General features: G+C 65.4%; 21 protein-coding genes and 1 pseudogene. 5 read left to right on the forward strand and 17 right to left on the reverse strand.

What is annotated here, in order from left to right:
- Window positions 1-42 precede the first annotated feature (42 nt).
- Together PSELUDRAFT_RS17755 and PSELUDRAFT_RS20160 are read right to left on the reverse strand one after the other, a co-directional pair.
- Window positions 43-279 (reverse strand): hypothetical protein, encoded by a 237-nt coding sequence (locus PSELUDRAFT_RS17755; protein ID WP_088968091.1) that lies wholly within the window; start codon window positions 277-279, stop codon window positions 43-45.
- 46 nt (window positions 280-325) lie between these two features.
- Window positions 326-505, reverse strand: a pseudogene (locus PSELUDRAFT_RS20160) (DNA translocase FtsK); the annotation flags it as partial.
- Between the two features lie 825 nt (window positions 506-1,330).
- On the opposite strand from PSELUDRAFT_RS20160, the gene PSELUDRAFT_RS17765 reads away from it, so the two are divergent.
- Window positions 1,331-1,759, forward strand: coding sequence for a MarR family winged helix-turn-helix transcriptional regulator (locus PSELUDRAFT_RS17765; RefSeq protein ID WP_088968565.1), 429 nt, complete (start codon window positions 1,331-1,333; stop codon window positions 1,757-1,759).
- Window positions 1,759-3,303: an MDR family MFS transporter gene (locus PSELUDRAFT_RS17770; RefSeq protein ID WP_231895256.1), complete on the forward strand. Its 1,545-nt coding sequence runs from the start codon at window positions 1,759-1,761 to the stop codon at window positions 3,301-3,303. The genes PSELUDRAFT_RS17765 and PSELUDRAFT_RS17770 overlap by 1 nt, the downstream gene beginning before the upstream one ends.
- On the opposite strand, the gene PSELUDRAFT_RS17775 is transcribed toward PSELUDRAFT_RS17770, so the two are convergent.
- The 15 genes from PSELUDRAFT_RS17775 to PSELUDRAFT_RS17845 all read right to left on the reverse strand — a co-directional run bounded on the left by PSELUDRAFT_RS17775 (window position 3,300) and on the right by PSELUDRAFT_RS17845 (window position 20,625).
- Window positions 3,300-6,719: an ATP-binding protein gene (locus PSELUDRAFT_RS17775; RefSeq protein WP_088968093.1), complete on the reverse strand. Its 3,420-nt coding sequence runs from the start codon at window positions 6,717-6,719 to the stop codon at window positions 3,300-3,302. The two genes, PSELUDRAFT_RS17770 and PSELUDRAFT_RS17775, sit on opposite strands and share 4 nt — an antisense overlap.
- A 1-nt stretch (window position 6,720) precedes the next feature.
- Window positions 6,721-7,980: an EAL domain-containing protein gene (locus tag PSELUDRAFT_RS17780; protein ID WP_088968094.1), complete on the reverse strand. Its 1,260-nt coding sequence runs from the start codon at window positions 7,978-7,980 to the stop codon at window positions 6,721-6,723.
- Complete coding sequence (locus tag PSELUDRAFT_RS17785; protein WP_088968095.1) at window positions 7,964-9,049, reverse strand: chemotaxis response regulator protein-glutamate methylesterase; 1,086 nt, start codon at window positions 9,047-9,049, stop codon at window positions 7,964-7,966. The genes PSELUDRAFT_RS17780 and PSELUDRAFT_RS17785 overlap by 17 nt, the downstream gene beginning before the upstream one ends.
- A gap of 2 nt (window positions 9,050-9,051) precedes the next feature.
- Window positions 9,052-9,546: a chemotaxis protein CheD gene (locus PSELUDRAFT_RS17790; RefSeq protein ID WP_088968096.1), complete on the reverse strand. Its 495-nt coding sequence runs from the start codon at window positions 9,544-9,546 to the stop codon at window positions 9,052-9,054.
- On the reverse strand, window positions 9,543-10,367 hold the full coding sequence (locus PSELUDRAFT_RS17795) for a protein-glutamate O-methyltransferase CheR (protein WP_197693907.1): 825 nt from the start codon (window positions 10,365-10,367) through the stop codon (window positions 9,543-9,545). Before PSELUDRAFT_RS17795 ends, PSELUDRAFT_RS17790 begins: the two co-directional genes overlap by 4 nt.
- A 16-nt stretch (window positions 10,368-10,383) precedes the next feature.
- Window positions 10,384-10,890 carry a chemotaxis protein CheW gene (locus PSELUDRAFT_RS17800; protein WP_088968097.1) on the reverse strand — a complete coding sequence of 169 codons (507 nt, stop codon included), beginning with the start codon at window positions 10,888-10,890 and terminating at the stop codon, window positions 10,384-10,386.
- 10 nt (window positions 10,891-10,900) lie between these two features.
- Entirely contained in the window at window positions 10,901-12,574 is a 1,674-nt protein-coding gene (locus PSELUDRAFT_RS17805) for a methyl-accepting chemotaxis protein (protein ID WP_088968098.1), read from the reverse strand.
- A 61-nt stretch (window positions 12,575-12,635) separates the two neighbouring features.
- Entirely contained in the window at window positions 12,636-13,145 is a 510-nt protein-coding gene (locus tag PSELUDRAFT_RS17810; protein ID WP_088968099.1) for a chemotaxis protein CheW, read from the reverse strand.
- Window positions 13,146-13,156: 11 nt separating this feature from the next.
- A complete protein-coding gene (locus PSELUDRAFT_RS17815) occupies window positions 13,157-14,773 on the reverse strand; it encodes a methyl-accepting chemotaxis protein (RefSeq protein WP_088968100.1) in 1,617 nt (538 codons plus the stop codon).
- A 66-nt stretch (window positions 14,774-14,839) separates the two neighbouring features.
- Complete coding sequence (locus PSELUDRAFT_RS17820) at window positions 14,840-16,912, reverse strand: chemotaxis protein CheA (protein ID WP_088968101.1); 2,073 nt, start codon at window positions 16,910-16,912, stop codon at window positions 14,840-14,842.
- On the reverse strand, window positions 16,902-17,210 hold the full coding sequence (locus tag PSELUDRAFT_RS17825; protein ID WP_088968102.1) for an STAS domain-containing protein: 309 nt from the start codon (window positions 17,208-17,210) through the stop codon (window positions 16,902-16,904). The genes PSELUDRAFT_RS17820 and PSELUDRAFT_RS17825 overlap by 11 nt, the downstream gene beginning before the upstream one ends.
- 7 nt (window positions 17,211-17,217) lie before the next feature.
- Window positions 17,218-17,586 (reverse strand): response regulator, encoded by a 369-nt coding sequence (locus PSELUDRAFT_RS17830; protein WP_088968103.1) that lies wholly within the window; start codon window positions 17,584-17,586, stop codon window positions 17,218-17,220.
- Window positions 17,587-17,600: 14 nt separating this feature from the next.
- Window positions 17,601-18,719, reverse strand: coding sequence for a methyl-accepting chemotaxis protein (locus PSELUDRAFT_RS17835; RefSeq protein WP_157725172.1), 1,119 nt, complete (start codon window positions 18,717-18,719; stop codon window positions 17,601-17,603).
- 116 nt (window positions 18,720-18,835) lie between these two features.
- Entirely contained in the window at window positions 18,836-19,435 is a 600-nt protein-coding gene (locus tag PSELUDRAFT_RS17840) for a response regulator transcription factor (protein WP_088968105.1), read from the reverse strand.
- A 407-nt stretch (window positions 19,436-19,842) separates the two neighbouring features.
- Window positions 19,843-20,625 (reverse strand): response regulator transcription factor, encoded by a 783-nt coding sequence (locus tag PSELUDRAFT_RS17845; protein ID WP_088968106.1) that lies wholly within the window; start codon window positions 20,623-20,625, stop codon window positions 19,843-19,845.
- Between the two features lie 162 nt (window positions 20,626-20,787).
- Between PSELUDRAFT_RS17845 and PSELUDRAFT_RS17850 the strand changes: the two genes are divergently transcribed.
- From PSELUDRAFT_RS17850 to PSELUDRAFT_RS17860, 3 genes are all read left to right on the forward strand, one after another.
- Window positions 20,788-22,284 (forward strand): aldehyde dehydrogenase, encoded by a 1,497-nt coding sequence (locus tag PSELUDRAFT_RS17850; protein ID WP_197693908.1) that lies wholly within the window; start codon window positions 20,788-20,790, stop codon window positions 22,282-22,284.
- Window positions 22,285-22,307: 23 nt separating this feature from the next.
- Window positions 22,308-23,687 (forward strand): aspartate aminotransferase family protein, encoded by a 1,380-nt coding sequence (locus PSELUDRAFT_RS17855; RefSeq protein WP_088968107.1) that lies wholly within the window; start codon window positions 22,308-22,310, stop codon window positions 23,685-23,687.
- A gap of 92 nt (window positions 23,688-23,779) precedes the next feature.
- Window positions 23,780-24,865 carry a polyamine ABC transporter substrate-binding protein gene (locus PSELUDRAFT_RS17860; protein WP_088968108.1) on the forward strand — a complete coding sequence of 362 codons (1,086 nt, stop codon included), beginning with the start codon at window positions 23,780-23,782 and terminating at the stop codon, window positions 24,863-24,865.
- The last annotated feature ends 38 nt before the right edge of the window (window positions 24,866-24,903 follow it).

Genomic DNA, 24,903 nt, shown 5'->3' on the forward strand with positions numbered 1-24,903 from the left:
CGCGGCGCGAAGTTCCTGTTTTTCGGCGTCCGCTGCGGCCGACTAGCGCTCCAGCATCGCAATGCGCTCGGTGGCTGACTGCAGCTCAATCTCGGCGTACTCCTTCTCCGCCCCCAGCGCGAAGTTCTCGCAGCCCAGGCGCTTGATGCCAGCTTCGTTGGTGGCGATGGTCTGCTTAAGGATGGCGATCTCCTCTATCTGCGCGACGATCTTTTGTGACTGGGCGGTGAGCAGCTCGGCAACGGCCTTGTGCACCGGGAAAATGGCGGTTACTTCCATGGTGTATCCCTCAATCAAAAGCCCCGCACTTGGCGGGGCTGTGGGGTTATGCGTATACGGTTCGATTACCGTCTGAGTGCATGGGGCTAACCACCCCGAGCACTTCCATGTTTTCGATCAGGCGCGCCGCTTGGTTGTAGCCGATGCGCAGATGGCGCTGCACCGAGGAGATGGACGCCTTGCCAGTGCTGCGCACGATACTTACGGCGTCTTCGTATAGCGGGTCTCTTGTCTTCAGCACGTTTTCACGCTGATAGACTAGTTGGGACAGGGTCTTGGAAAGTGCGAAGACGGTTTCCTCCAGGTCTCCGCCTCTCTCGTAGAAACGCACCAGCAGTGCCATCGCCTCGGCAAAGCTGCCTTGCACCTCGGCTAACTCAGCTATGGCAGCCTTCTTCCCAGCGGGAACTTCGATCACCACCTTGTTTCCCTGTGCAAAGCACAGGTACTCGCTGATGAACGATGCACCAGTGAAGATCTCGAACTGTCGGACCTTGCTCAGTGGCATCGACGACTCAGCTAACCAGCAGTAATAGGTTTTAAGCCCCCCCCCATTAGGTCGGCCATCACCTCGGCCGGGCAGCGCAGCTTCTCTGCCGCGTGCTCGGTGCACAGATCTATTGCCTCACCCGCACAGCCCAGACCAGAATTCTCGCCAAACAAACAAGGAATTAGCCAATGATGCTTCCTACTGCAGCAGCAATCAAATACTGCCCGACGCTTCGCACTTCAGTGACAAAAACGGCACAAACCTGCTCAAGGTGGCGCCGTTTTTATCGCTTTTTTGCATTTCTTTCTCAATGACCCTGAGCAGTGGATAGCCGCGTGGTTATTGGCTTTCTGGCCTTTTTTCTCCACAAGACTCCTGGGGTCAAACGCCCCCCCCCCCCCCACACACATGCGCAGCATTCCCCGGCCGCCCGGCCACGACAATGATTACGCACATGGCATGCGGCGCCACCACCAAGCGCGGAACGCGCTGCATTTGCCTCTACAGCCGCTACGTCGCATAATTAGTTAGGTTTCTAACTTTTCCGTGGTTATGGCTGTGATGACTCTCGAAGAACGCTTCTCCCGCGCGCTGCACAACACCGCCCGCGCCTGGCGCCTGGCGCTGGACCGCCGCCTGAAGGACCTGGGCGTCGGGCAGGCCGGCTGGATGACCATTGCCACCGTGGCCAAGGCCACCGAGCCGCTGTCGCAGTCCGAACTGGCCAACCGTCTGGGGGTGGAAAACCCCACCGTGGTCAGCATGGTGGATCGGCTGGTGAAGGCCGGGCTGCTGCTGCGCGAGCCGTCCACCAGCGATCGCCGCATCAAGTATCTGGTGCTGACCGATGCCGGCCAGCAGCTGTACCAGCGGGTGCGTGCCGAGGCGGATGCCTTCCGCATTGAACTGCTGCACGACATCGACCCCACGCTGCTGGCAACCATGACCAACGTGCTGGAGACCCTGCAAAGCCGCGCCGAGCAAGCCTGATGACCGAGCACAATATCCGGCATCGCGGCATGATCACGCTGTCGATCATGCTGGCCACCATTATCCAGGCGCTGGACGGCACCATTGCCAACGTGGCGCTGCCGCACATGCAGGGCAGCCTGTCCGCCTCGCAGGATCAGATCACCTGGATTCTCACCTCCTTCATTCTGGCCTCGGCCATTGCCACGCCGCTTACCGGCTGGCTGTGCGATCGCTTCAGCCTGAAGAACGTATTCATGGTGTCGATTGCCGGCTTTACCCTGGCCTCGGTGTTGTGCGGGCTGTCGGAGTCGCTGCTGCAGATCGTGCTGGCCCGCTTCCTGCAGGGCGTGTTCGGCGCCGCGCTGGTGCCGCTGTCGCAATCGGTGCTGCTGGAGATCAACCCGCGCGAAAAGCACGGCTCGGCAATGGCGGTGTGGGGCATGGGGGTGATGGTCGGCCCCATCCTGGGCCCGACGCTGGGCGGCTGGCTTACCGACAGCTACGACTGGCGCTGGGTGTTCTTCATCAATCTGCCGGTGGGCATGCTGGCCTTCTACGGCGTGTGGCGCTACATCCAGCCGGCAGAGCCGCGTCGCGGCATGCGCTTCGACCTGTTCGGCTTTGCCATGCTCAGCCTCGCCATTGGCGCGCTGCAGATGATGCTGGACCGCGGCGAGCAGAACGACTGGTTCAACGCCACCGAGACCTGGATAGAAGCCGGCACCCTGCTGCTGTCCAGCCTGTATTTCATCGTGCACACCGCCTGCACGCAGCCCGGTGAATCGTTCTTCGATTACCGCCTGCTGCTGAACCGCAACTACGCCACCGGCCTGCTGCTGATCTTCGTGGTAGGCATGGTGCTGTACGCCACCCGGGCGCTGACCCCCACCCTGCTGCAGGGCCTGCTCGGCTACCCCGCCAAAACCGCAGGCATGGTCACCGCACCCAGCGGGGTCGGCACCATGCTGGCGATGATGCTGGTTGGCCGCATGGTGGGCAAAGTGGACTTGCGGCTGCTGCTGATGGCCGGCTTTGGCCTGACGGCGCTCTCGCTATGGCAGATGAGCCACTACAACCTGTCGCTATCGCCGGCCGACATTGTCTGGCCCGGCCTGATCCAGGGCATCGGCCTGGGCCTGGTGTTCGTGCCGCTGAGCACCGCCACCTTCGCCACGCTGTCGGCACAGATGCGCACCGAGGGCACTGCCATCTACAGCCTGATCCGCAATATCGGCAGCAGTATCGGCATCGCCCTGGTGCAGACCCTGCTGGTGCGCAACAGCCACATCATGGAAGGCTCGCTGGCCGCCAGGGTGTCGGCCGCCAGTGGTGGCTGGCTGGACCCGCAGGCGCAGGGCGCCTTCGCGCTGGACAGCAGCAACGGCCTGGCGACCATGCTGGCCGAGATCCGGCGCCAGGCCAGCATGGTGGCCTATGTGGACGATTTCTGGATGATGTTCCTGGTCACCAGCGCCATCATTCCGCTGCTGTTGCTGGTCAGCCCCGGCCAGCGCACCACCCCGGCGGACGCAGCCGAAAGCGCCCACGCCGCCATGGATTAAACGCCGCCGGCGTGATGGGCTGCCAGCCAGCGCCGGCAGTCCTGGATCATCGCGCTATAGTCGTCCACAAAGTGCAGCAGCATAGGCTCCAGCCGCTCCGGCTGCTGCAGCAGCTGCTCCATTTCGCGGCAGGATTGCTGCAGCTGGCTGGCGCCGATCGCCCCCAGAATGGAGCGCCCGGTGTGCAGCAGGTCTTCGATCTGCTGCCATTGCCCGTCGCAGTAGGCCTGCTGTAGCTGGGTGGCCAGCCCGGCGCGCTCGCCCACCACCCTGGCCAGCAGCCGGGTGTACAGATCGGCGCTGCCCATGGTGCAGGCCAGACCCTGCTGGATGTCGATGCCGGTCATGCTGGCCAGCGCATCCAGATCCTGCCCCACCACCGCTTCGGCCTTGCCATGCGCCGGCGCCAGTTCATCGAAACAGCGCTGCAGGGTGTCGAACAGCAGCGGCGGCTCCAGCGGCTTGGTCAGGTAGTCATTCATGCCGGCCGCCAGGCAGCAGGCACGGTCGCCTTCCAGCGCGCGCGCCGTCAGCGCCACAATGGGCAGGCTGGCGAAGCGCGGGTCACTGCGTATGCGTGCCGTGGTCACAAAGCCGTTCATGCCCGGCATGTGCACGTCCATCAGCACGCCGTCGAACGGCGGCCCCTCCAGCCGCTGCAGCGCTTCCTCGCCGCTGCCCGCCACCGTTACCCGTACCCCGACCTGGGCCAGCAGGCCGCAGACCAGCTCCTGGTTGATGGTGTTGTCCTCCACCAGCAGCACATGCCGCCCCTGCAGCTGCGGCCAACCATTGTCGGGCGTGCTGGCCTGGTAGTACTGCAGCGTATTGCAGCACAGCTCGAACAGCGCGCTGTCGTCCGGGTCGAGCGGCAGCCACCATTCGCCGGCCGGCAAGTTCCCCGCCGGCTCGCCCAGCAGCACCAGGCTGCCGCCGTGCCGCAGCAAGGTTGGCCGCAACACCTCGCTGAGCTGCGGCTCCAGTTCGGGCAGCCCGGCATCCAGCAGCAGCATGGCGTAGCCGGCATCGCGGCGCACCGCCTGGGTCAGCTGGCGCGCAGCCTGCGCCGTGCTGTCCACCTCGTCCACCCGCAGCCCCAGGCTGGCCAGCCGGCTGGCCAGACGCTGGCGCAGCTCGCCGTCCGCCATCGCCAGCAAGGCGCTGCCGATGTGCTCGCCGGCGGCGGCATGTGCCGGCCGTGGCGCCTGGCTGGCCTGCAGTTCGACCTCCAGCACAAAGATGCTGCCCTTGCCCTCCTCGCTGCTCACCGCCACGTGCCCGCCCATCAGCTCCGCCAGCTTCTTGCTGATGGCCAGCCCCAGCCCGGTGCCTTCAAAGCTGCGCGTCGCCGAGTTATCCAGCTGCTGGAACGGTGCGAACAAGCGCGCCACCTGCGCCGGCGCGATGCCGGGGCCGGTGTCTTCCACCTCGAAACGCAGGTGCAGCTGCCCGTGCAGCCGAAACAGGCAGCGCACCCGCAGGATCACCCGCCCCTGGACGGTGAACTTGACGGCATTGTTGGCGAAATTGATCAGCACCTGGCCGATGCGCATGGCGTCGCCACTGAGGTGGTCCGGAATGCCCGGCTCGATGTCGATGGACAGCTGCAGGCCCTTGGCGTCGGCGGACACCCACACCAGCCCGGCCACGTGCTCCAGCAGCTTCTCCAGCGAGAACTCGGCCACATCGATGGGCAGCTTGCCGGCATCCATGCGCGACAGGTCCAGGATGTTGTTGACGATGTGCAGCAGGTGCCGGCTGGACGCCTTGACCTGCTGCAGCTGGAAGCGCAGCTGCGGAACAGCCGGCTGCTGCAGCGCCAGGTGCGTCATGCCGATAATGGCATTGAGCGGGGTGCGGATCTCGTGGCTCATATTGGCCAGGAATTCCGCCTTGGCATTGCCGGCGGCCTCGGCCTGGTCGCGCGCCGCCGCCAGCTCGCGGGTACGCTCGGCCACCTTCTCCTCCAGCGTGCGCGCCAGCTCTTCCAGCTGCCGCTGCGCGCGCACCTGCTCGGTAATGTCGATGGCCGCCGCGCCCACCGCGATGACATTGCGCTTGCCGGCATCGCGAATCGGAAAACGCACCACGCGGTAGATCTGCTCGCTGCCGTGCTCGCCCTGGCAATGCCGGGTGCTGATCAGCGCCTCGCCGCTATTCACCACCGCATCGTGCTCCTCGTGGCGCTGCAGTTCCGGCTGCCCGGGGAACAACTCCGCGTCGGTGCGCCCCAGCGCCAGGCTGGCCGGCACTTTCAGCTCCGCCTCGCACAAGGGGTTGATCATCAGATAGCGGCCATCCAGTGACTTGATGTGAAAACCGGCGGGAATGTTGTCGCGAAACGCCACCATCATGCCTTCGCTGCGCGCCAGGTGCCGGCGCGAACGCCATTGCGCATAGTTCAGGCCGATGATCAGCGCCATGGCGATGATGGCCATCAGCTCCACCACGTTGCGGGCAAACAGGTAGGGGCCGAATGCCTCGTCCAGATCTTCCTCCACCACGATGCCCATATCGCTGGCCGGCAGCCACTGCGCCGCCCCCACCACCCGCACGCCGCGGTAGTCGGGATAATCCACCAGCACGCCGCTGCTGCCACGGCTGGCCAGCATGGCGCTGACTACCCGGGTCAGCGGCCCGACGCCCACCCTGGAAGGCGATGGCGAACGGGCACTGAGCAGGAACTCGGCCACCGTGTGGCTGGAATGGCTCGCCACCGGCGACAGGATGCGCCCGCCGGCATCCACCACGTAGGCCTCGCTGGTTTCGCCCACCTGGTTGGTCTGCAGCATGCGGAACAGCCGCAGCTGCGGGTTCTCGCGCAGGCACAGATAACCCAGCAGCGTGCTGCCGCGGTCGATGCGGGCGCAGGTATTCTGGTAGGCGCTGCCCGCCGGCTGCTCCATGCCGTCGCGCAGGAACGGCCGCGGTGCCGGCGTCGGGCGGCCGCTGCCCACGCCGAAGCGCTGCGCCTGCAGCAAGGCATCATGCGAAGCCGCCGTGGATACCGTCTTGCCGACATAGCCCGGGCTGCTGGCGGCCACGATGATGCGCGCATCCGGCGAAATCAGGCTGTAGCCTTCGAAGCCGCGGCTGCGGTAGATGGGCGTGAGCCAGCTTTCGTATGCGGCCAACAGTGGCTTGTCCTGCGGCGACTGCACCAGCTTCTCGAACAGCGCCAGGTGGGTGGGATCGACCGCTACCGTGCGCACCCGGGTAATGGCATCCTGCTGCAACAGGCCAACCAGCTGGGTCATGGTGTCCAGCGTGCCCTGGATATGCTTGCTGACGATGCGATGCTGCTCGCGCTCCAGCGCACCCAGCATCGCGACACAGGCCAACCCCAGCGACACGCAGGCCAGCAGCGCCATGCAGATACTGGCCAGGGTATCGCGCCGCCACACCGCCCAGTGCATATCAGCCTCCCCGGCTGGCAGCCGCCAGACGGCAGATGCCCTGCAGCCGCTCGCGCTCCCGCCCTGCCCAGGCCGGCAGCTCCGCCGCCGGCATTGGCGCCGCAATCAGGTAGCCCTGCGCATATTCACAGCCCAGGCTGTACAGCAGGGCCAGCTCCTTCTGGGTTTCCACCCCTTCCGCCACCGTGGCCAGGCCCAGGCGCTGCCCCATGCTCACCGCCGCTTCCAGAATGGTACGCAGCTGCCACTTGTCCGGCGAGTGGCGCACGAAGGAGCCATCCAGCTTCAGCTCGCTGAACGGCAGCCGCGACAGCTGCTGCATTGACGAGAAGCCGGTGCCGTAGTCGTCGATGGACAGCCCGAAGCCCTTCAGCCGCAGCCGGCCCAGCGTACCCAGCGCCGCAGCCAGGTCGCCCACCAGCGCACTTTCGGTGATCTCCAGCACAATGGCGGACGGCGGAATGTTGGCCGCAGCCGTGCGTTCGATGATGGCATTGCCGAAGCCGCGGTCGGACAGCGATGGCGCCGACACGTTGATCGCCACCGTCGGGTTGAAGCCCAGCGCATGCCAGCGCACCAGGTCATGCAGCACCTGGTCGAGAATGGTCAGCGTCAGCTCGTCGATCAGGCCGTTCTTTTCCGCCACCTCGATAAAGCTGACCGGCGGCACCAGCTTGCCGTCCGGCTGCCGCCAGCGCGCCAGCGCCTCCAGCCCGGCCACTTCGCCGTCGGCCATGCGGATCTTGGGCTGGTAGTAGGGAATGATCTGCCGCTGCTGCAGCGCCTCGGCCAGCGCCGGCACCGCCACCTGCGGCGGCGGCGTGGCGGCCACGCCCTTGACGTGGGTGCTCTCGAAGTGTGCCAGCGCCAGCGACAGCGTCTGCTGTGTCAGCGGCTTGCGCAGCGTGCCCAAGAGCGGCAGGCCCAGTGCCTCGGCCATGCCGGCCACGGCATTGAGAATCGATGGTTCGGCGCTGCTGGCAATCAGCAGGCTGGGGCAGTTTTCCTCCTGCACCAGCTGCTGCGCGGTTTCGATGCCGTCCATGCCCGGCATTTCCAGGTCCAGCAGAATCACCGCCGGCGTGGGCTGCAGCATGCGCAGCAGTTTCAGCGCATCGTGGCCGTCGGCGGCCTCGTACAGCTGCTCCACCCCCATGCCGCGCAGCAGCTCCACCGCGCTGTGGCGCTGCACCGCGCTGTCATCCACCACCAGCACACCAAAGCGGCGGATCAGCGGCGAGAGTTCAATTTGCGTGTCCATAGCGCACAATCATTGCGGGAATATCTTCCAGCGCCGCCACCTCGGCAGCACCACCATGACGAATCGCCTCCTTGGGCATGCCGAACACGATGCAGCTGGCCTCGTCCTGCGCCACGGTCGGCGCGCCGGCATCGTGCATCTCCTTCATGCCGCGCGCGCCATCGTCGCCCATGCCGGTCATGATCACGCCCAGCGCGTTGGCGCCGGCCGATTTGGCCACCGAGCGGAACAGCACGTCCACCGATGGCCGGTGCCGCGATACCGGCGGGCCGTCCACCACGTCCACTACGTACTGCGCGCCATTGCGCTTGAGCAGCATGTGCCGCCCTCCGGGGGCGATCAGCGCGCGGCCGGTCACCACCCGGTCGCCGCTGGCAGCCTCCTTCACCTCGATGCGCGACAGGTCGTTCAGCCGCCGGGCAAAGCTCTGCGTGAACTGCGCCGGCATGTGCTGCACGATCACCAGCCCCGGCACGCTGGGCGGCAGCCGCGGCAGCAGGTATTCCAGCGCCTGGGTGCCGCCGGTGGAGGTGCCGATGGCGATGACGCGGTCGGTGGTCTGCGACAGCCGCGGCGTGTTGCGCGGCGGCTCCAGGATGGCGTCGGCGGTGAGCTTGGGCGGTGCGGCCGCCGTCGCGGCGGCGCTGGCGGCATTGCTGCGCAGCCGCGACAGGTTGGCGCTGGCGGCGGCGCGCACCACCGCCACGATGTCCTCGTCCTGGCTGCGCAGGAAGTCGCTCAGCCCGGCGGTGGGCTTGGCCACGATGCTCACCGCGCCGGCGCGCAGCGCCTGCAGGGTGATTTCCGCGCCTTCCGTGGTCAGCGTGGAGCAGATCACCGTCGGCGTCGGGCGCTGGCTCATGATCTGGCGCAGGAAGGTCAGCCCGTCCATGCGCGGCATTTCGATATCCAGGATCAGCACGTCCGGCCATTGCTGGTTCATCTTGCCCAGCGCGAACACCGGGTCCGGCGCGGTAGCGATTACCTTGATGTCCGGCTCGCGCTGCAGGATATCGCTGATCACGGAGCGCACCACGGCGGAGTCGTCTACGATCATCACCTTGATCATGCCTAGGCCCCCTGTTGCCGCCGCGCAAGCTCGGGCTTGCGTGGCCGCGCGGTCTTGTGACGGCGGATGCGCAAAGTGCCATCCGCCAGGTTGAACTGCACGGTACGGTACCAGTTGCCGCCCACATCGCAACTGTCCACCTGCACGCGCGCCTGCTGCAGCAGCGCCATGACCTGCGCCACATTGCGCCCGCCCACATCCTGCGGGCCCTGCTCGAAACCGTAACCGCCACCCACCACGTAACACGTGCACTCCTGCAGCGGCATGCCTTCCCTGGCCAGCAGGCGCTGCATCATCTGCCAGGATTCATCGGCATAGCGCCCCGGCTCATCGTCGTTGCGCTTGACCAGCCGCTGCGGCAGCAGCACATGGTTCATCAGCGCCTTGCCACTGGGCGCATGCCACAGAATGGTGCTGACGCAGGAGCCCAGCACTGCCGCCAGGACATCGCCACGCTGCCCGGCCTGGATTTCGCCGATACCCACCCAGCGTCTCATGCTGCGCCGCTCTTGCGATAGATCGAAGGCTGGAGGTTATCCAGCGGCAGGTCCATGCCATACAGGGTTTCGGAACGGCCGACATACAGCCAGCCACCGGGGCGCAGCGCCTGCAGCGCCAGGGAAACAATGCGCTCCTTGGTCTTCACATCGAAATAGATCAGCACATTACGCATGAAAATCACATCGAACGGCCCCATGCCTTCCGGCCGGTGAGTCAGGTTATGTTCGGCAAACTGCACCCGCTCGCGCAGGCCCGGCGCCACCCGCAGCATGCCCTGGTACTGGCCGGTGCCGCGCAGGCAGTAGTTGCGCAGCACGTCCGGCGGCATATTGTCCAGCCGCGCCATCGCATACACGCCGCGCCGCGCCCGCTCCAGCATGCGCCGCGACAGGTCGGTGGCCAGCACGCTCCAGCGGCCATCGGCACCGAGCTGCTTGTCCAGTGTCATGGCGATGCTGTACGGCTCCTCGCCGCTGGACGATGCCGCACACCATACTTTTACCTCGCGGCTGCCGAACGTCGGCAGCACCTGCTCGGCCAGGTGGTTGAAATGCACCGGCTCGCGAAAGAAATAGGTTTCGTTGGTGGTGAGCAGATCCACCACGATGCGGGCCTCTTCCTGCCCGTCGCGGCCGTGCAGCAGCCGGCAGTAGGCGTCGAAATCCGGCAACTGGTGCAACACCAGTCGGCAGCGCAGCCGGCTCGCCACCAGCGGCATCTTGCTGCTGGGCAGCAGAATGCCGCTGGCGCGATGAAACAGCTGCTGAATCTGCAGGAAAGCCTCCTGGCTTATGGCCTGGGTAAGCACGGCATTCATCGGCATGGGTTCCGCATCATCCCGCTGCCACGCTTTCCAGCGGCGCCGTGTCGCCCTCCACCAGTTTCTCCAGCTCGTGCACCGACAGCACGTGGCCGATATCCAGCATCACGATGAAGTCGTTGTGGTGGCGGATCATGCCGCTGACGAAATCCGGGCGCAGCCCCAGGCCGAAGTCCGGCTTGTCCTCGATCTGCTCCGCGCCCACTTCCAGCACTTCGTTCACCCCGTCCACCAGGATGCCCAGCGGCAGCGGGCCGTTGTCGCCGGCAATCTCGGTAATGACGATGCAGGTCCTGCGGCCAACCTTGGTCAGGCCGCGGCCAAAGCGCACCGCTAGGTCGATCACCGGCACCACCGCGCCGCGCAGGTTGATCACCCCGCGCAGGAACTCCGGCGTCATCGGAATCTCGGTCAGGCCGGGGTATTCGATGATTTCGCGGATAGGCGCGATCTGCAGCGCGTAGATGTCGCGGCCCAGGGTGAAGGTCAGGTATTGCTCGGGAGCGATGGTCACCGACATGGCCTTGTCCTCAGAAATTCACGAACGCCGAGTCATCGATTTCACCGCCGGGCGCCGCACGGTGCCCGGCGAAACCCCTGCCCTTGCTCTTGTTGCGCCCGGCATGCAGCGACACCACGCTGCCACGCCCGCTGTCATGGGTGCGGAAGAACTGCATCAGCTCCTGCAGCTGGATCGCCTGCGCGCTCATTTCTTCCGCCGTGGCCGACAGTTCTTCCGAGGCCGAGGCATTGGCCTGGGTAGTCTGCGACAGCTGGGTGATGGCGCCGTTGATCTGCTCCAGCCCGCCGCGCTGTTCGGCCGAAGCGGCAGCGATTTCCTTCACCAGGTCGGCGGTCTTGCCGATGGACGGCACCATTTCTTCCAGCAGCTTGCCGGCACTTTCCGCCTGGTCCACGCTGTTGTCGGCGAGGCCGCTGATTTCCTGCGCCGCCACCTGCGAGCGCTCGGCCAGCTTGCGTACCTCCGCCGCCACCACGGCAAAGCCCTTGCCGTGGTCGCCCGCCCGCGCCGCCTCGATGGCCGCGTTCAGCGCCAGCAGGTTGGTCTGGTAGGCGATGTCGTCGATGATGCTGATCTTCTCGGCGATCTTGCGCATGGCGCTTACCGTCTGGATAACGGCTTCGCCGCCGGAGCGGGCATCACGCGCCGACTTGGACGCCATGCCGTCGGTCACCGAGGCGTTCTCGGCGTTCTGCGCCACGGTGGAGGAAATTTCCTCCATCGACGAACTGGTCTGCTCCACGCTGGAGGCCTGCTCGGTGGCGTTCTGGCTGAGGGTATTGGCCGAGGCGGACACCTCTTCCGAGGCCGAAGCCAGGCTTTCCGCCGCGGTACGCACCTCGGCAATGATGGCCGACAGCTTGTCCACCATCTGCTTCACCGAGGCCAGCAGGCTGGTGGTGTCGCCCGGCTTGATGTCCACCTGCACCGTCAGGTCGCCACCGGCAATCTTGCGCACGATATCGCTGACTTCCGCCGGCTCGCCACCCAGCTGCTGCAGCACGCTGCGCAGGATCACCAGGCCGATCAGCAGCAGCAGCGTCAGCGCAATGCCGGAGGCGATGTACATCGCCAGCAACGCGTGGTCGGCACCGCTATTGGCCTGGGTTACCGCATCCGCCCCCAGCTTCATGTTCAGCTCGATCAGCTTGCCAAGACCTGCCTCGGCGGTACCGAAGCGCGCCCGGTTTTCCTGCAGCTGGCGGTTGATGCTGGCAAACAGCTCGGTGCGCTTCTCCGGGGTGGTGGCCTGCTTCAGCTCCACCGCGGTGGCAGTGATCTTGTCGTCGTAGCCCTTCCAGCTGTTCCAGTCCTGTACGAACTGCTTCCAGATGACGGCCTCCTCGTCGGTTTGCGGCAGCGGCTCGTAGATCTTCCAGCCCTTGTCCACCCGCTCCCAGGCCTGCTTTTTCCGTTCCAGCTGCTGGTCGAGGTCCCCCAGCTGATCCGGATAGGCCGCCAGCGCGTTGATGGCACGCGAGGCGGAGCGGATGGCGGTCTGCGCCTCGTTCATCATCTGCAGGCCCTGCACCGAGGGCATGCGGTTGCCGCCGATCTCGTAGATCATCTCGCGGTTGTTCTGCATGCCGCGGAAGGAAATCAGCACCACGATCAGTAGTGCCAGTATGGCGACGAACAGCAGTGCGCCGATCTTGGCCTTGATGGAAAGCTTGGCAAGCATGGCATTACTCCAGACTAATGGTCAGGTGTTGCTCTTCCGGACGTGACCCGCGGTCATGCCCTTACCCCACTGTCACTGCTGCGGCTGCAGCGCCGGTCTCTACCTCGACCAACTGCTCCAGCTCGGCCACCGACAGCACGTGGCCAATGTCCAGCATCACGATGAATCTGTTCTGCTGGCGGATCATGCCGCGCACGAACTCCGGGCGTAGCCCGAGGCCGAAGTCCGGCTTGTCCTCGACCTGCTCCGCGCTCACTTCCAGCACTTCGTTCACCCCGTCCACCAGGATGCCCAGCGGTAGCGGGCCTTTGTCGCCGCCGATCTCGGTAATGACGATGCAGGTCCTGCGGCCAACCCCGGTCTGCCCGCGGCCAAAGCGCACCGCCAGGTCGATCACCGGCACCACCGCGCCGCGCAGGTTGATCACCCCGCGCAGGAAGGCCGGCGTCATCGGAATCTCGGTCAGCCCCGGGTATTCGATGATTTCGCGGATAGGCGCGATCTGCACCGCGTACAGGCTCTGGCCAAGGGTGAAGGTCAGGTACTGCTCGGGGGCGCGGCTTGGCAACATGCTGCGGCTCCTCAGAAATTCACGAACGCCGCATCGTCGATGTCGCCGGACAAGGGCGGGCGCTTGCCGCCCATGACGCCAGCCTTGCGCCCCTGGCCGGTGCTGGCAGCCATGCCCTGACGGCGGCCGTTGTCATGGGTGCGGAAGAACTGCATCAATTCCTGCAGCTGGATCGCCTGCGCGCTCATTTCTTCCGCCGTGGCCGACAGCTCTTCCGAGGCCGAGGCGTTGGCCTGGGTGGTCTGCGACAGCTGGGAGATGGCGCCGTTGATCTGCTCCAGCCCGCCGCGCTGTTCGGCAGACGCGGCGGCGATTTCCTTCACCAGGTCGGCGGTCTTGCCAATGGCCGGCACCATTTCTTCCAGCAGCTTGCCGGCGTTTTCCGCCTGACCCACGCTGTTGTTGGCAAGGCCGCTGATTTCCTGCGCCGCCACCTGCGAGCGTTCGGCCAGCTTGCGCACTTCCGCCGCCACCACGGCAAAGCCCTTGCCGTGGTCGCCGGCGCGCGCCGCCTCGATGGCCGCGTTCAGCGCCAGCAGGTTGGTCTGGTAGGCAATATCGTCGATGATGCCGATCTTTTCGGCGATCTTGCGCATCGCTCCCACGGTTTCCGCCACCGCCTTGCCGCCGTCACGCGCATCACGCGCCGACCTGGACGCCATGCCGTCGGTCACCGAAGCGTTCTCGGCGTTCTGCGCCACGGTGGAGGAGATTTCCTCCATCGACGAGCTGGTCTGCTCCACGCTGGAGGCCTGTTCGGTGGCGTTCTGGCTCAGGGTGCTGGACGAGGCGGACACCTCCTCCGAGGCCGAGGCCAGGCTTTCCGCCGCGGTGCGCACTTCGGCGATGATGGCCGCCAGCTTGTCCACCATCAGCCTCACCGACGCCAGCAGGCTGGTGGTGTCGCCCGGCTTGATGTCCACCTGCACCGTCAGGTCGCCGCCGGCGATCTTGCGCACGACTTCGCTGACTGCCGCCGGCTCGCCGCCGATCTGCCGCATGATGCTGCGCACCACGAAGAAGGCGATCAGCGCCAGCGCCAGGATGGTCGCCCCGGCAATACTCATCGACAGCAAGGCCGCGTGCTGCTTCAGCTCCAGGCCGTCCTGCGCACCCTTGTTGCCGATGTCGATGTTCAGCTGGTAATGGCCGTTGAACGCTTCGTCCACCTTGAGCACAACACTCTGGTTGGCCAGCAGCAGCGCACGCGCCTCCGCATTCCTGTTCTGATGCAGCAGATCCAGCGCCTTGCCGCGCAGCTCGCGGTAAGCGGCCAGCGCCGCACGCTCCTCGTTCAGGCCGGCGCGATCCTTGTCGTCGGTGATGTCGTCTTTTTCGTACTTGTTAAGTGCGTCGTCGATGGCCTTGTCCAGCGTCTGGATCTTGGCCTCCATGCCCGCCACGCGCGCAGGCTCGGTCTCGGACATGGCCTGCCACAGGATCACCCGGCTACTGGCCAGCGGGGTATAGGCATGCTGCAGGTCCACCAGGCTGGGCACCACGTTGACGTTGGCAAAGTTGGCCGCATCGTATACCTGGCCCATCTGCCGCTGGGCGAGGCCGGCCAGCAGCACGATACCGGCCAGACCGGCCAGCACCAGAATCATCATTCTTTTCAGCAAACTCATTTTTCTCTCCAGCGCCGTTCTGCGACGGCATGGTCTGTTAACCCTGCGTTCCGACAATGCCCCGACTCAGCGCTCCGGCACCGTCCTGCCCTGCAAGCGGCCCAGGCTTTCCTGCTGCACCAGGTGCGGCACGTCCAGGATCAGCGCCACCTGGCCATCCCCCAGGATCGTCGAGCCCCCCAGCCCGCGCACCCCGCGCAGCAGCTGCCCCAGCGGCTTGATCACCGCCTGCATTTCCCCCATGAAACGGTCCACCAGGATGCCGGCGCGGCGCTGGCCGTAGCGCACCACCACCAGCGACTGCCGGCCGCCGTGCTGCCGCGCCAGGCCGAACACTTCCGCCAGGTCGATGATGGGCAGCGGCTCGCCGCGCAGCGCCACCACGTGGCTGTCCTCGCGCCGGTCGCTCACATCCACGCACTCTTCCACCAGGTCCAGCGGCAGGATGAAGCTGCTGCCGCCCACCATCACCTGGAAGCCATCAATGATGGCCAGCGTCAGCGGCAGCTGGATGCGGAAGGTGGTGCCCACGCCCTCCTGCGAGCTGATCTGGATGTTGCCGCGCAGCTGGCTGATGTTCTGCCGTACCACGTCCATGCCCACGCCACGGCCGGAAATGTCGGTGACTTTCTCGGCGGTGGAGAAGCCGGCGGCAAAGATCAGGCCGAAGGTGTCCTCGTCGCTCAGCTGCGTTTCCGGGGTGATCAGCCCCTTCTCCACCGCCTTGGCGTGGATGCGTGCCTTGTTCAGGCCGCGGCCGTCATCGCTGATTTCCACCACGATGCTGCCGGACTCATGGTAGGCATTGAGCCGCAGGTTGCCGTGCTCCGGCTTGCCGGCGGCCAGGCGCTCGCCGGTAGGCTCGATGCCGTGGTCCAGCGCGTTGCGCACGATGTGCAGCAGCGGGTCGGACAGTTTTTCCACCATGGATTTGTCCAGCTCGGTCTCGGCACCGCTGATCGACAGCTCGATCTTTTTGCCCAGCTCCTTGGACACATCGCGCACCACGCGCGGAAAGCGCTGGAACACGTCGCCTATCGGCGTCATGCGCAGCTCCAGCGAACGGTCGCGGATGCGTTCCACCACCATTTCCAGCTCGGCCAGCGCCTCGCGCAAGGCGGTGTCGCTGCCGCGTGCGGCCAACACCCGGGTACCGGCGGTGGCAATCACCATCTCGCCCACCGCGTCGATCAGCTGGTCGAGCTTGCGCGCCTCGATCTTGATCAGCGTCTGCTCGCCGCGGTCGCTGGCGCGCATCTTGGGGCCGGCAGGGTTGGCCGCAGGCTTGCCGGCCACGGCCGGCGCTGCCACGGCGCCGGGTGCTTCAACCGGCTCGTTCATCGACTGATCTGGCAACTGATCTGGCAACTGATCCGGCAACTGATCTGGCGACAGCTCGCTGTCGGCCACGGCTTCCGGCACGGCCAGTGGCGCGATGTCGATGTGGCAGTCGTCGGCGATGAATTCGAATGCCTGCAGCACCACGTCCTGGCTGGCCTCGGTCAGCAGCTCGATATCGAACGACAGGTAGCAGGTTTCCGGGTCCAGGTCGGCCAGCGACGGCAGCTCGGGGTAATGCGTTTCCACCCGCTGCAGGGTGCCGTAGCGTTCCAGGTAGAGGATGAAGGACAGCGGGTCCATGCCCATGCGCAGCAGGTCGGGCGACGGCTGCAGGCGGATGTGCCAGCCCTGCCCGGCAGCGGGCGCGGCCGCCACGGCCTCCGGGCTGCCGGCCGGCGCCGCGTGCGTGTCGTCCAGCCGCAGGCTCAATGCGGCCAACAGTTCGGCGCGGGTTTCCGGCGCCGGGTCGTGGCTGCTGTCGCCTTCTTCCAGTGCATTGATCAGGCTGGCCATGTAGTCGCCGCAAGCCAGCAGCAACGCCGACAGCGCCGCATCGATCACCAGTTCGCCGTTGCGCACCCGCACCAGCACGCTTTCCATCACGTGGGTAAAGTTCACGATCAGATCCAGCGCGAACAGCCCGGCCGAGCCCTTGATGGTGTGCGCGGCGCGGAACACGGCATTGATGCGTTCGTCGTCGCTGCCGTATTCCTCGATTTCCAGCAGCGCGGCCTCCATCTGCGTCAGCAGCTCGCGCGCCTCCTGCACCAGCGATGCCAGCGCCTCGTCAAGCTCCATCCTGCCCTCCTTCCAGCCGCAGCGCGGCCCCCAGGCCGAATCGTTCGATGCGCGCGCGCACGACGGCGCTGAGTGCGCTCAGCCGCACCTGGCCGCCTTCGCGCAGCAGCGCCAGCAGCAACTGCAGGCCGCTGCTGTCCAGCTCGGTAACCCGCGACAGGTCCATCTGCACCGGGCCGTGCGCGGTAACCAGCGCCAGCGCCAGCTGGTCGCGCAGCTCCGTCGCCTCCATGATGGTCAGCGCCCCTTCCAGGGCCAGCTCGCAACTGTCTTCGTGGTGGGTGCAGGTCAGGGCCATGGCAGCCTCAGGCGGCGATCAGTTTGCTGACGGCATCCAGCAGCATCGGCGGCTGGAACGGTTTGACGATCCACGCCTTCACGCCGGCGGCCTTGCCCTCCATCTTTTTCTTCTCGTCGCCCTCGGTGGTGAGCATCAGCACCGGGGTGAAACGATAAGCCGGCAGCAGCTTGGCCTGCTTGACGAAGCTGATGCCGTCCAGATTGGGCATGTTGACGTCGGAGATGATCAGGTTGAATTTGCGGCCATCCAGCTTGGTCAGCGCATCCTTGCCATCCACGGCTTCGGTCACTTCGTAACCGCCGGCGCGCAGGGCGATTGCCAGCGTCTGGCGCATGCTCAGGGAATCATCAACGATGAGAATCGATCGGCTCATGGGTTTGTCCTAACTCAGAAGAAAGTCACGCCGGAAGACTGCTGGCTGGCGGTATGGCCCGGGCCATAGTGCACGGCCTGCTGCTCCAGCGTGGTGTAGGCCGCGGCCAGCTTGTCCAGCCAGGCCCGGCTATCGGGAAGGTGTTCGCTGCGCGCGGCGGTTTCGGCGCGCGACATGTCGTCCAGCACGTGGCCGATGATCTGCTGCACGCGGTCCTGGAACTGCAGGCCCACCAGCACCTCGGCAATGTCGGCCTCCACCCGCGACTGCTCGTCGCGCAGCGCGGCCAGCGAGCCGGACAGGGTGTCGGCGGTGTGCTGGAAGCGGTCGATGATGATGCCGGCGGTGTGATGGCTGGCGGCCACCAGTTCGCTTTCCTGCTGCGAGAAACCATTGGCGGTGCTGATGGCGGCGTCGATGGTGCCGCTGACGGCGTCCACCATTTCCTGGATCTGCTTGCCGGTGGCGCCGGATTCGGTGGACAGCTTGCGCACTTCGTCGGCCACCACGGCAAAGCCGCGGCCGGCCTCGCCGGCGCGCGCCGCCTCGATGGCCGCGTTCAGCGCCAGCAGGTTGGTCTGCGCGGCAATGGCGCCGACGCGCTCGGCCATATTCTTCAGGTCGCCGGAATAGCGCGAGATGCTGGCGATCTGCTCGACGATGGCCTGGCGGAACTCCTGGGTGCGGTTGAGGGTGGCGGTGATCTGCTGCAGGCCGCTGCGGGTTTCGACGATGGCGTCGATCACCAGATTCTCGTCGCTGCCGTGGCGGCGGCTGTCACGGATCATGTCGGACAGCGAGGCGAAGCGCAGTACCAGGCTTTCGATAGCCTCGCGGGTCTGCTCGCGCACCAGTTCCAGATTGCGGCTCCAGAACGGGATCACTTCGGCAAAGAAATGGCTGAAGCCGCTCCCGGCAATCATGTCTTTGGCATTATCGGCCTGTGGCTCGACAGCCGGCTGCACGATGGTGGCGGCGCCCTGGCGCGCCAGCAGCATCAGCGGCACGGCAAAGAGCAATCCGTACACCAGGCCATACCACCATTGCCCGGCCAGCAAGGCGCAGACCGCCAGATTGATCACGGCCAGCAGCGGCAGCAGCCAACGGCGGTTCGTCGTATTTGGTGTCGTCATCATTCCCTCCTGCCACTAAGGCTAGGCGAAGATAAAGACAGTTACGAACCAGCCGGTAGAGTAGAAATACTCAAGTCATGTGCGGAGTTCTACGTAGTCGCGACCCAGGGAGAAAACTATAGAAACAGCTTGATCAGCTCCACCGTGGAAGAGATATGCAGCTTTTCCTTCAGCCGGGCGCGATGGTTCTCCACCGTGCGGGCGCTCAGGTCGAGTTCCTCTGCGATCTGGCTGCTGGATTTGCCGGCCACCAGCAACTCCACGATCTGCACCTCGCGTGGCGTCAGCAGCGACAGCCGCGCCTGGCGGGTGCTGTCGGCAAGGTGCTGGGCATGCATGCTGCGGCTGTGCATCAGCGCGCTTTGCACCTTTTCGATCAACAGGTTGCTGTTGACCGGCTTTTCCAGAAAGTCGAAAGCACCCTGCTTCATCGCTTCCACCGCGGAGCGCACGTCGGAGTGGGCGGATACGAAGATGATGGGCAGATGCCGCCCGGCCTGCAGCAGGCGCTGCTGCACCTGCAGGCCGCCGATTTCCGGCATGCGCAGGTCGCAGATCAGGCATTCGGACGGCAGCGGCGAATAGGCATCGAGGAATTCGATGGCGGAGGAGAACACGCACAGATCGGCATCAAGGTCGCGGAGCAGCTCCTTGAACATCCAGAGAATGATTTCATCGTCGTCGATGATGTAAATGCGTGAGCGGAAACTTGACATATACCTGGCTTTCGCGGCGTTGAGCGCCCCATCCACAAGCTGCCAGCGCCCGGCAGTACAGCCGCCATACCGCCCGGACCAGGGGCATTCATCTGGCACGATATGCCAGAAAAACGCCCGGAAATGTCGATGAAGTCGAGTTTCAGGCAATTGTAGTCAAATGTGAATTTACTGCACAAGCGACCGCCGGCCCTGCGCGCCGCCACCTGCACGGAATGCCAGTACCCGGGTGCAAACTGCTAACCGGAATACATAAACCCGTAATTCCCGCCGCATCCTGGTTGCCAGCAGGCACAAACGTTGGCCGCAACAGCAAAACTGATGCCGCAGGCATTGCCGGAGAAAACCTGGAATCAATGTGCGCGGCATGCCGTGTTTTGCCGCAACACGCCCCTGTTGCAGGGTGCTCATTTCATCTCGGCAAACAGCAGGAACAGCGCCGCCTGGCTGGAAACGCCCAGCTTGGCGTACAGGTTGCGGCGGTGCACCTTGGCGGTTTCCAGCGAGATGTCCAGCTCGCGCGCCACGCCCTTGGTGGAGTGGCCGCCCAGGATCAGCAGCGCCACTTCCACCTCGCGGTTGGTCAGCGCCGGCGTACCGCGCAGGCGCAGCGCCTCCTCCAGCTGCTGCCGGCTCTGCGCCGCATCCGGCGGCACCGGCTGGCTGAGCCGCTCCTCCAGCCGTGCAGCCTGGCGCAGCAGCGGCAGCAGCCATGGTGCGAACAGGCAGCACAACCCGATATCGGTATCGGAAAAGCGCCGTTTGCTGCCCAGCGACAAGGACAGCGTGCCGCTGGCCATCGGCAGCAGGAACTGCACTTCGTCGGTGACCACATTGCGCGAGAAGTAGTGCTTGAAGTACTCGGTATCGCGAAAGCTGTCCGGCGCCACCTCGTCCAGCCGGTACACCCCGGGCTGCGCGCACTTGAGCGCAAACGCATAGAACGGGTCCAGCAGGTACAGGCCACGCATGTAGTCGGCGAACAAGTCGTCGTTGGCGTAGTTCACCGCACTGTCCGCCAGCACCAGCGGCGGTACGCCGGGGCGAAACAGCACCGCCACCCAGGTATCGAATACCAGCTGCTCGCGCAGGAATGCCGCCAGGTGCTGCCAGAAGGACTCGTTATCCAGGCTGTCCACCAGCCTGCCCAGGCGCTGGTGAAACGCCAGGTCCGCCACGTTCAACTGCATTGCCGCCTACCTCGATAGGGTTAGTTCTACCCCTTCCCGCTAACGTCTCTGCGTAATGTCCGTCACCCGGGGGGCTGGCTAGTATGACCCCACTAGGCGCGACACGGCTAGCGGCTCCGCGGCCAACCCCACCACCGTCGCGCCCCTACCGGAGTGATAGCCATGACCCTGCACGACCTGTCGTACTGGCAACAACGCGCCGCCGCCCTGCGCCCGCGCTGCCAGGCGTTTATCAACGGTCAGTTCGTTCCGGCCGCAGACGGCCGCACCTTCCCCGATATCAGCCCGATCAATGGCCAGTCGCTGGGCGACATCGCCCGCTGTGGCGAGGCCGACGTGAACCAGGCCGTGCTGGCCGCCCGCGCCAGCTTCGAAGCCGGCGTGTGGTCGCGCTGCCACCCGCGCGAGCGCAAGGCCGTGCTGCAAAGGTTGGCCGCACTGATCCGTGACAACGCCGATGAACTGGCGCTGCTGGACTGCCTGGACATGGGCAAGCCGATCGCCGATGCCCGCACCATCGACGTGCCGGGCACCGCTGCCGTATTCGACTGGTACGCCGAAGCCGCCGACAAGCTGTACGACGAAGTGGCCCCCACCGCCAGCGACGCACTGGCGCTGATCACCCGCGAGCCGGTGGGCGTGGTGGCCGCGGTGATTCCGTGGAACTTCCCGCTGGACATGGCGGCGTGGAAGCTGGCACCGGCGCTGATCGCCGGCAACAGCGTGATCCTGAAGCCGGCCGAGCAGTCACCGCTGTCCGCGCTGCGCCTGGCCGAACTGGCCCAGGAAGCCGGCCTGCCGGACGGCGTGCTCAACGTGCTGCCGGGCTACGGCGAAGAAGTGGGCCGCCCGCTGGGCCTGCACCAGGACATCGACTGCCTGAGCTTCACCGGCTCCACCGAGGTGGGCAAATACTTCCTGCGCTACGCCTCGGAATCCAACATGAAGATGGTGTGGCTGGAGTGCGGCGGCAAGAGCCCGAACCTGGTGTTCGAAGACAGCGACCTGGACGCCGCCGCGCAGCGCGCCGCCTTCGGCATCTTCTTCAACCAGGGCCAGGTGTGCTCGGCCAACTCGCGCCTGCTGCTGCAGCGCTCGATCAAGGATGCCTTCCTGCAGAAGCTGCTCAAACAAGTGGACGCGCTGCAGCCGGGCAACCCGCTGGACCCGGCCACCCGCACCGGCACCATCGTCGACACCCGCCAGGCCGAACGCATCATGGGCTTCGTGGAGACCGCCCGTAGCGAAGGCGCCAGCCTGCTGTGCGGCGGCGAGCGCGCCAGCATCAATGGCAGCGACTGCTACATCCGCCCCACCATCTTCAGCGATGTCACCCCGGACATGACGCTGGCGCGCGAAGAAGTATTCGGCCCGGTACTGGCGGTAATGACCTTCGATACCGAGGCCGAAGCCGTGGCGCTGGCCAACGACAGCATCTACGGTTTGGCCGCGTCCGTTTGGACCAACGACCTGTCGCGCGCCCACCGCGTGGCGCGCCAGCTGCGCGCCGGCACCGTGTCGGTCAACACCGTCGATGCACTCGACCCAGGCATCCCGTTCGGCGGCTACAAGCAATCCGGCTTCGGCCGCGACCTGTCGCTGCACGCCGTCGACAAGTTCACCCAACTCAAAACCACCTGGCTGCAGTTCCGCAGCTAAGGCACAGCACCCGGAGAATCATCATGAGTCAGCAAGCCAAGCCGGCCACCCAACGCTACCAGGCCATCGACGCCGCCCACCACATCAATGCCTTCCTCGACCAGAAGGCGCTGAACCAGGAAGGCCCGCGCGTGATGGCCAGAGGCCAGGGCGTCTACCTGTGGGACACCGAGGGCAACAAGTACCTGGACGGCATGTCCGGCCTGTGGTGCACCAACGTCGGCTACGGCCGCCAGGATCTGATCGCTGCCGCCACCAAGCAGCTGGAACAGCTCAGCTACTACAACGTGTTCTTCCACACCACCCACCCGGCGGTGAACGAGCTGACCGAGCGGCTGTTTTCCCTGCTGCCGGGCGACTACAGCCACGTGGTGTACACCAACTCCGGCTCGGAATCCAACGAGCTGTTGATCCGCACCGTGCGCCGCTACTGGGATGTGGTGGGCAAGCCGACCAAGAAGATCTTCATCGGCCGCCACAACGGCTACCACGGTTCCACCGTGGGCAGCGCCAGCCTGGGTGGCATGAAGTTCATGCACGAGATGGGCGACCTGCCGATTCCGAACGTGGTGCATATCGGCGAGCCGTACTGGTTTGCCCATGGCGGCAACCTGAGCCCGGCGGAATTCGGCCGCAAGTGCGCACAGGAGCTGGAGGACAAGATTCTGGAACTGGGCGCCGACAACGTGGCCGCCTTCGTGGCCGAGCCGTTCCAGGGTGCCGGCGGCATGATCTTCCCGCCGGAGAGCTACTGGCCGGAAATCCAGCGCATCTGCCGCCAGTACGACGTACTGCTGTGCGCCGACGAAGTGATCGGCGGCTTTGGCCGCACCGGCGAATGGTTCGCCAGCCAGCACTTCGGCTTCCAGCCGGACACCCTCAGCATCGCCAAGGGCCTCACCTCCGGCTACATCCCGATGGGCGGCCTGGTGCTGTCGCGCCGCATGGGCGAGGCACTGGTGGAACACGGCGGCGTGTTCGCCCACGGCCTCACCTACTCCGGCCACCCGGTAGCCGCCGCGGTAGCACTGGCCAACCTGGACGCGCTGCAGCGTGAAGGCATCGTTGATCGCGTCAAGAGCGACACCGGCCCCTACCTGCAAAAGTGCCTGCGCGAAGTGTTCGACAAGCACCCGCTGGTGGGCGAAATCCAGGGCACCGGCCTGGTGGCCGCGCTGCAGTTCTGCCAGGACAAGACCACCCGCCAGCGCTTTGCCAACGAGTCCGACATCACCTGGCGCTGCCGCACCATCGGCTTCGAGGAGGGCGTGATCATCCGCTCCACCCTGGGCCGCATGATCATGGCGCCGGCACTGGTGATCACCCGCAGCGAAATCGACGAGCTGATCGACAAGACCCGTATCGCCGTGGACCGCACCGCGGCAGAGATCGGCGTGAAGTAAACAGGCCGGGCCGGGCAGCCCCCAGCAGCATTCCCGCCCGGCCCGCCCTGCCCCACAAAGCCAATAGCACAGCTACAACAGGAGAGAACGCCATGCGCACACCCACCATCATTGCCGCCAGCCTGCTACTCGCCGCGGCCACCTCCAGCCAGGCCGAGACCCTCAACATCTACAACTGGTCCGACTACATCGGCCCCAACACGGTAAAGAATTTCGAGACGCAAAGCGGCATCAAGATCAAATACGATGTCTACGACAGCGATGACACCCTGCAGGGCAAGCTGCTCACCGGCAAGGCCGGCTACGACATCGTGGTGCCGACCTCCAACTACCTGGGCCGCCAGGCAGCCGCCGGCATCTACCTCAAGCTCGACCGCAGCAAGATTCCCAACTGGAACAACCTCGACAAGACGCTGATGAAGCTGGTCGAAAGCGCCGACCCGGGCAACAAGTACGGCGTGCCGTATGCCTGGTTTACCGATGGCCTGGGTTACAACGTCAACAAGGTGAACGCCGCGCTGGGCGCCAATGCCCCGCTGGACAGCTGGGACATCATGTTCAAGCCGGAATACCTCTCCAAGCTGAAGAGTTGCGGTGTGTCGGTGCTGGATTCCCCCACCGACGTATTCGCCGCCACCCTGCACTACCTGGGCAAAAACCCGAACAGCACCAACCCGGCCGACTACCAGGCCGCGTTCCAGACCCTGAAGACGATTCGCCCCCACATCACCCAGTTCAACTCCTCCGGCTACATCAATGACCTGGCCAACGCCGACGTCTGCTTCGCCTTCGGCTGGTCCGGCGACATCAACATCGCCAAGCGTCGCGCCGCCGAAGCCGGCAAGAGCTACAAGATCCAGTACGTGATTCCGAAGAGCGGCGCGCCGCTGTCGGTGGACCTGATGGCCATTCCCAAGGACGCGCCCAACCCGGAAGCCGCCCACAAGTGGATGAACTACATCCTCAGCCCGCAGGTCGGCGCCGACATCACCAACAAGGTGTTCTACCCCACAGCCACCGTACCGGCCCGCAGCTACATGCTGCCGATGATCGCCAACGACAGCACCATCTTCCCGCCTGAATCGGTCATGAAGACCCTCTTCCTGCTCAAACCGCTGCCACCGGAAATCCTGCGCCTGGAAAACCGGCTGTGGGTACAACTGAAAACCGGCCACTAAGCCACGCCAAGCCAAGCCATTGCGCCACATCCGGGCCC

Origin of the sequence: Vogesella sp. LIG4 (genome assembly GCF_900090205.1) — a bacterium.
In the GTDB taxonomy this organism is placed as follows: domain Bacteria; phylum Pseudomonadota; class Gammaproteobacteria; order Burkholderiales; family Chromobacteriaceae; genus Vogesella.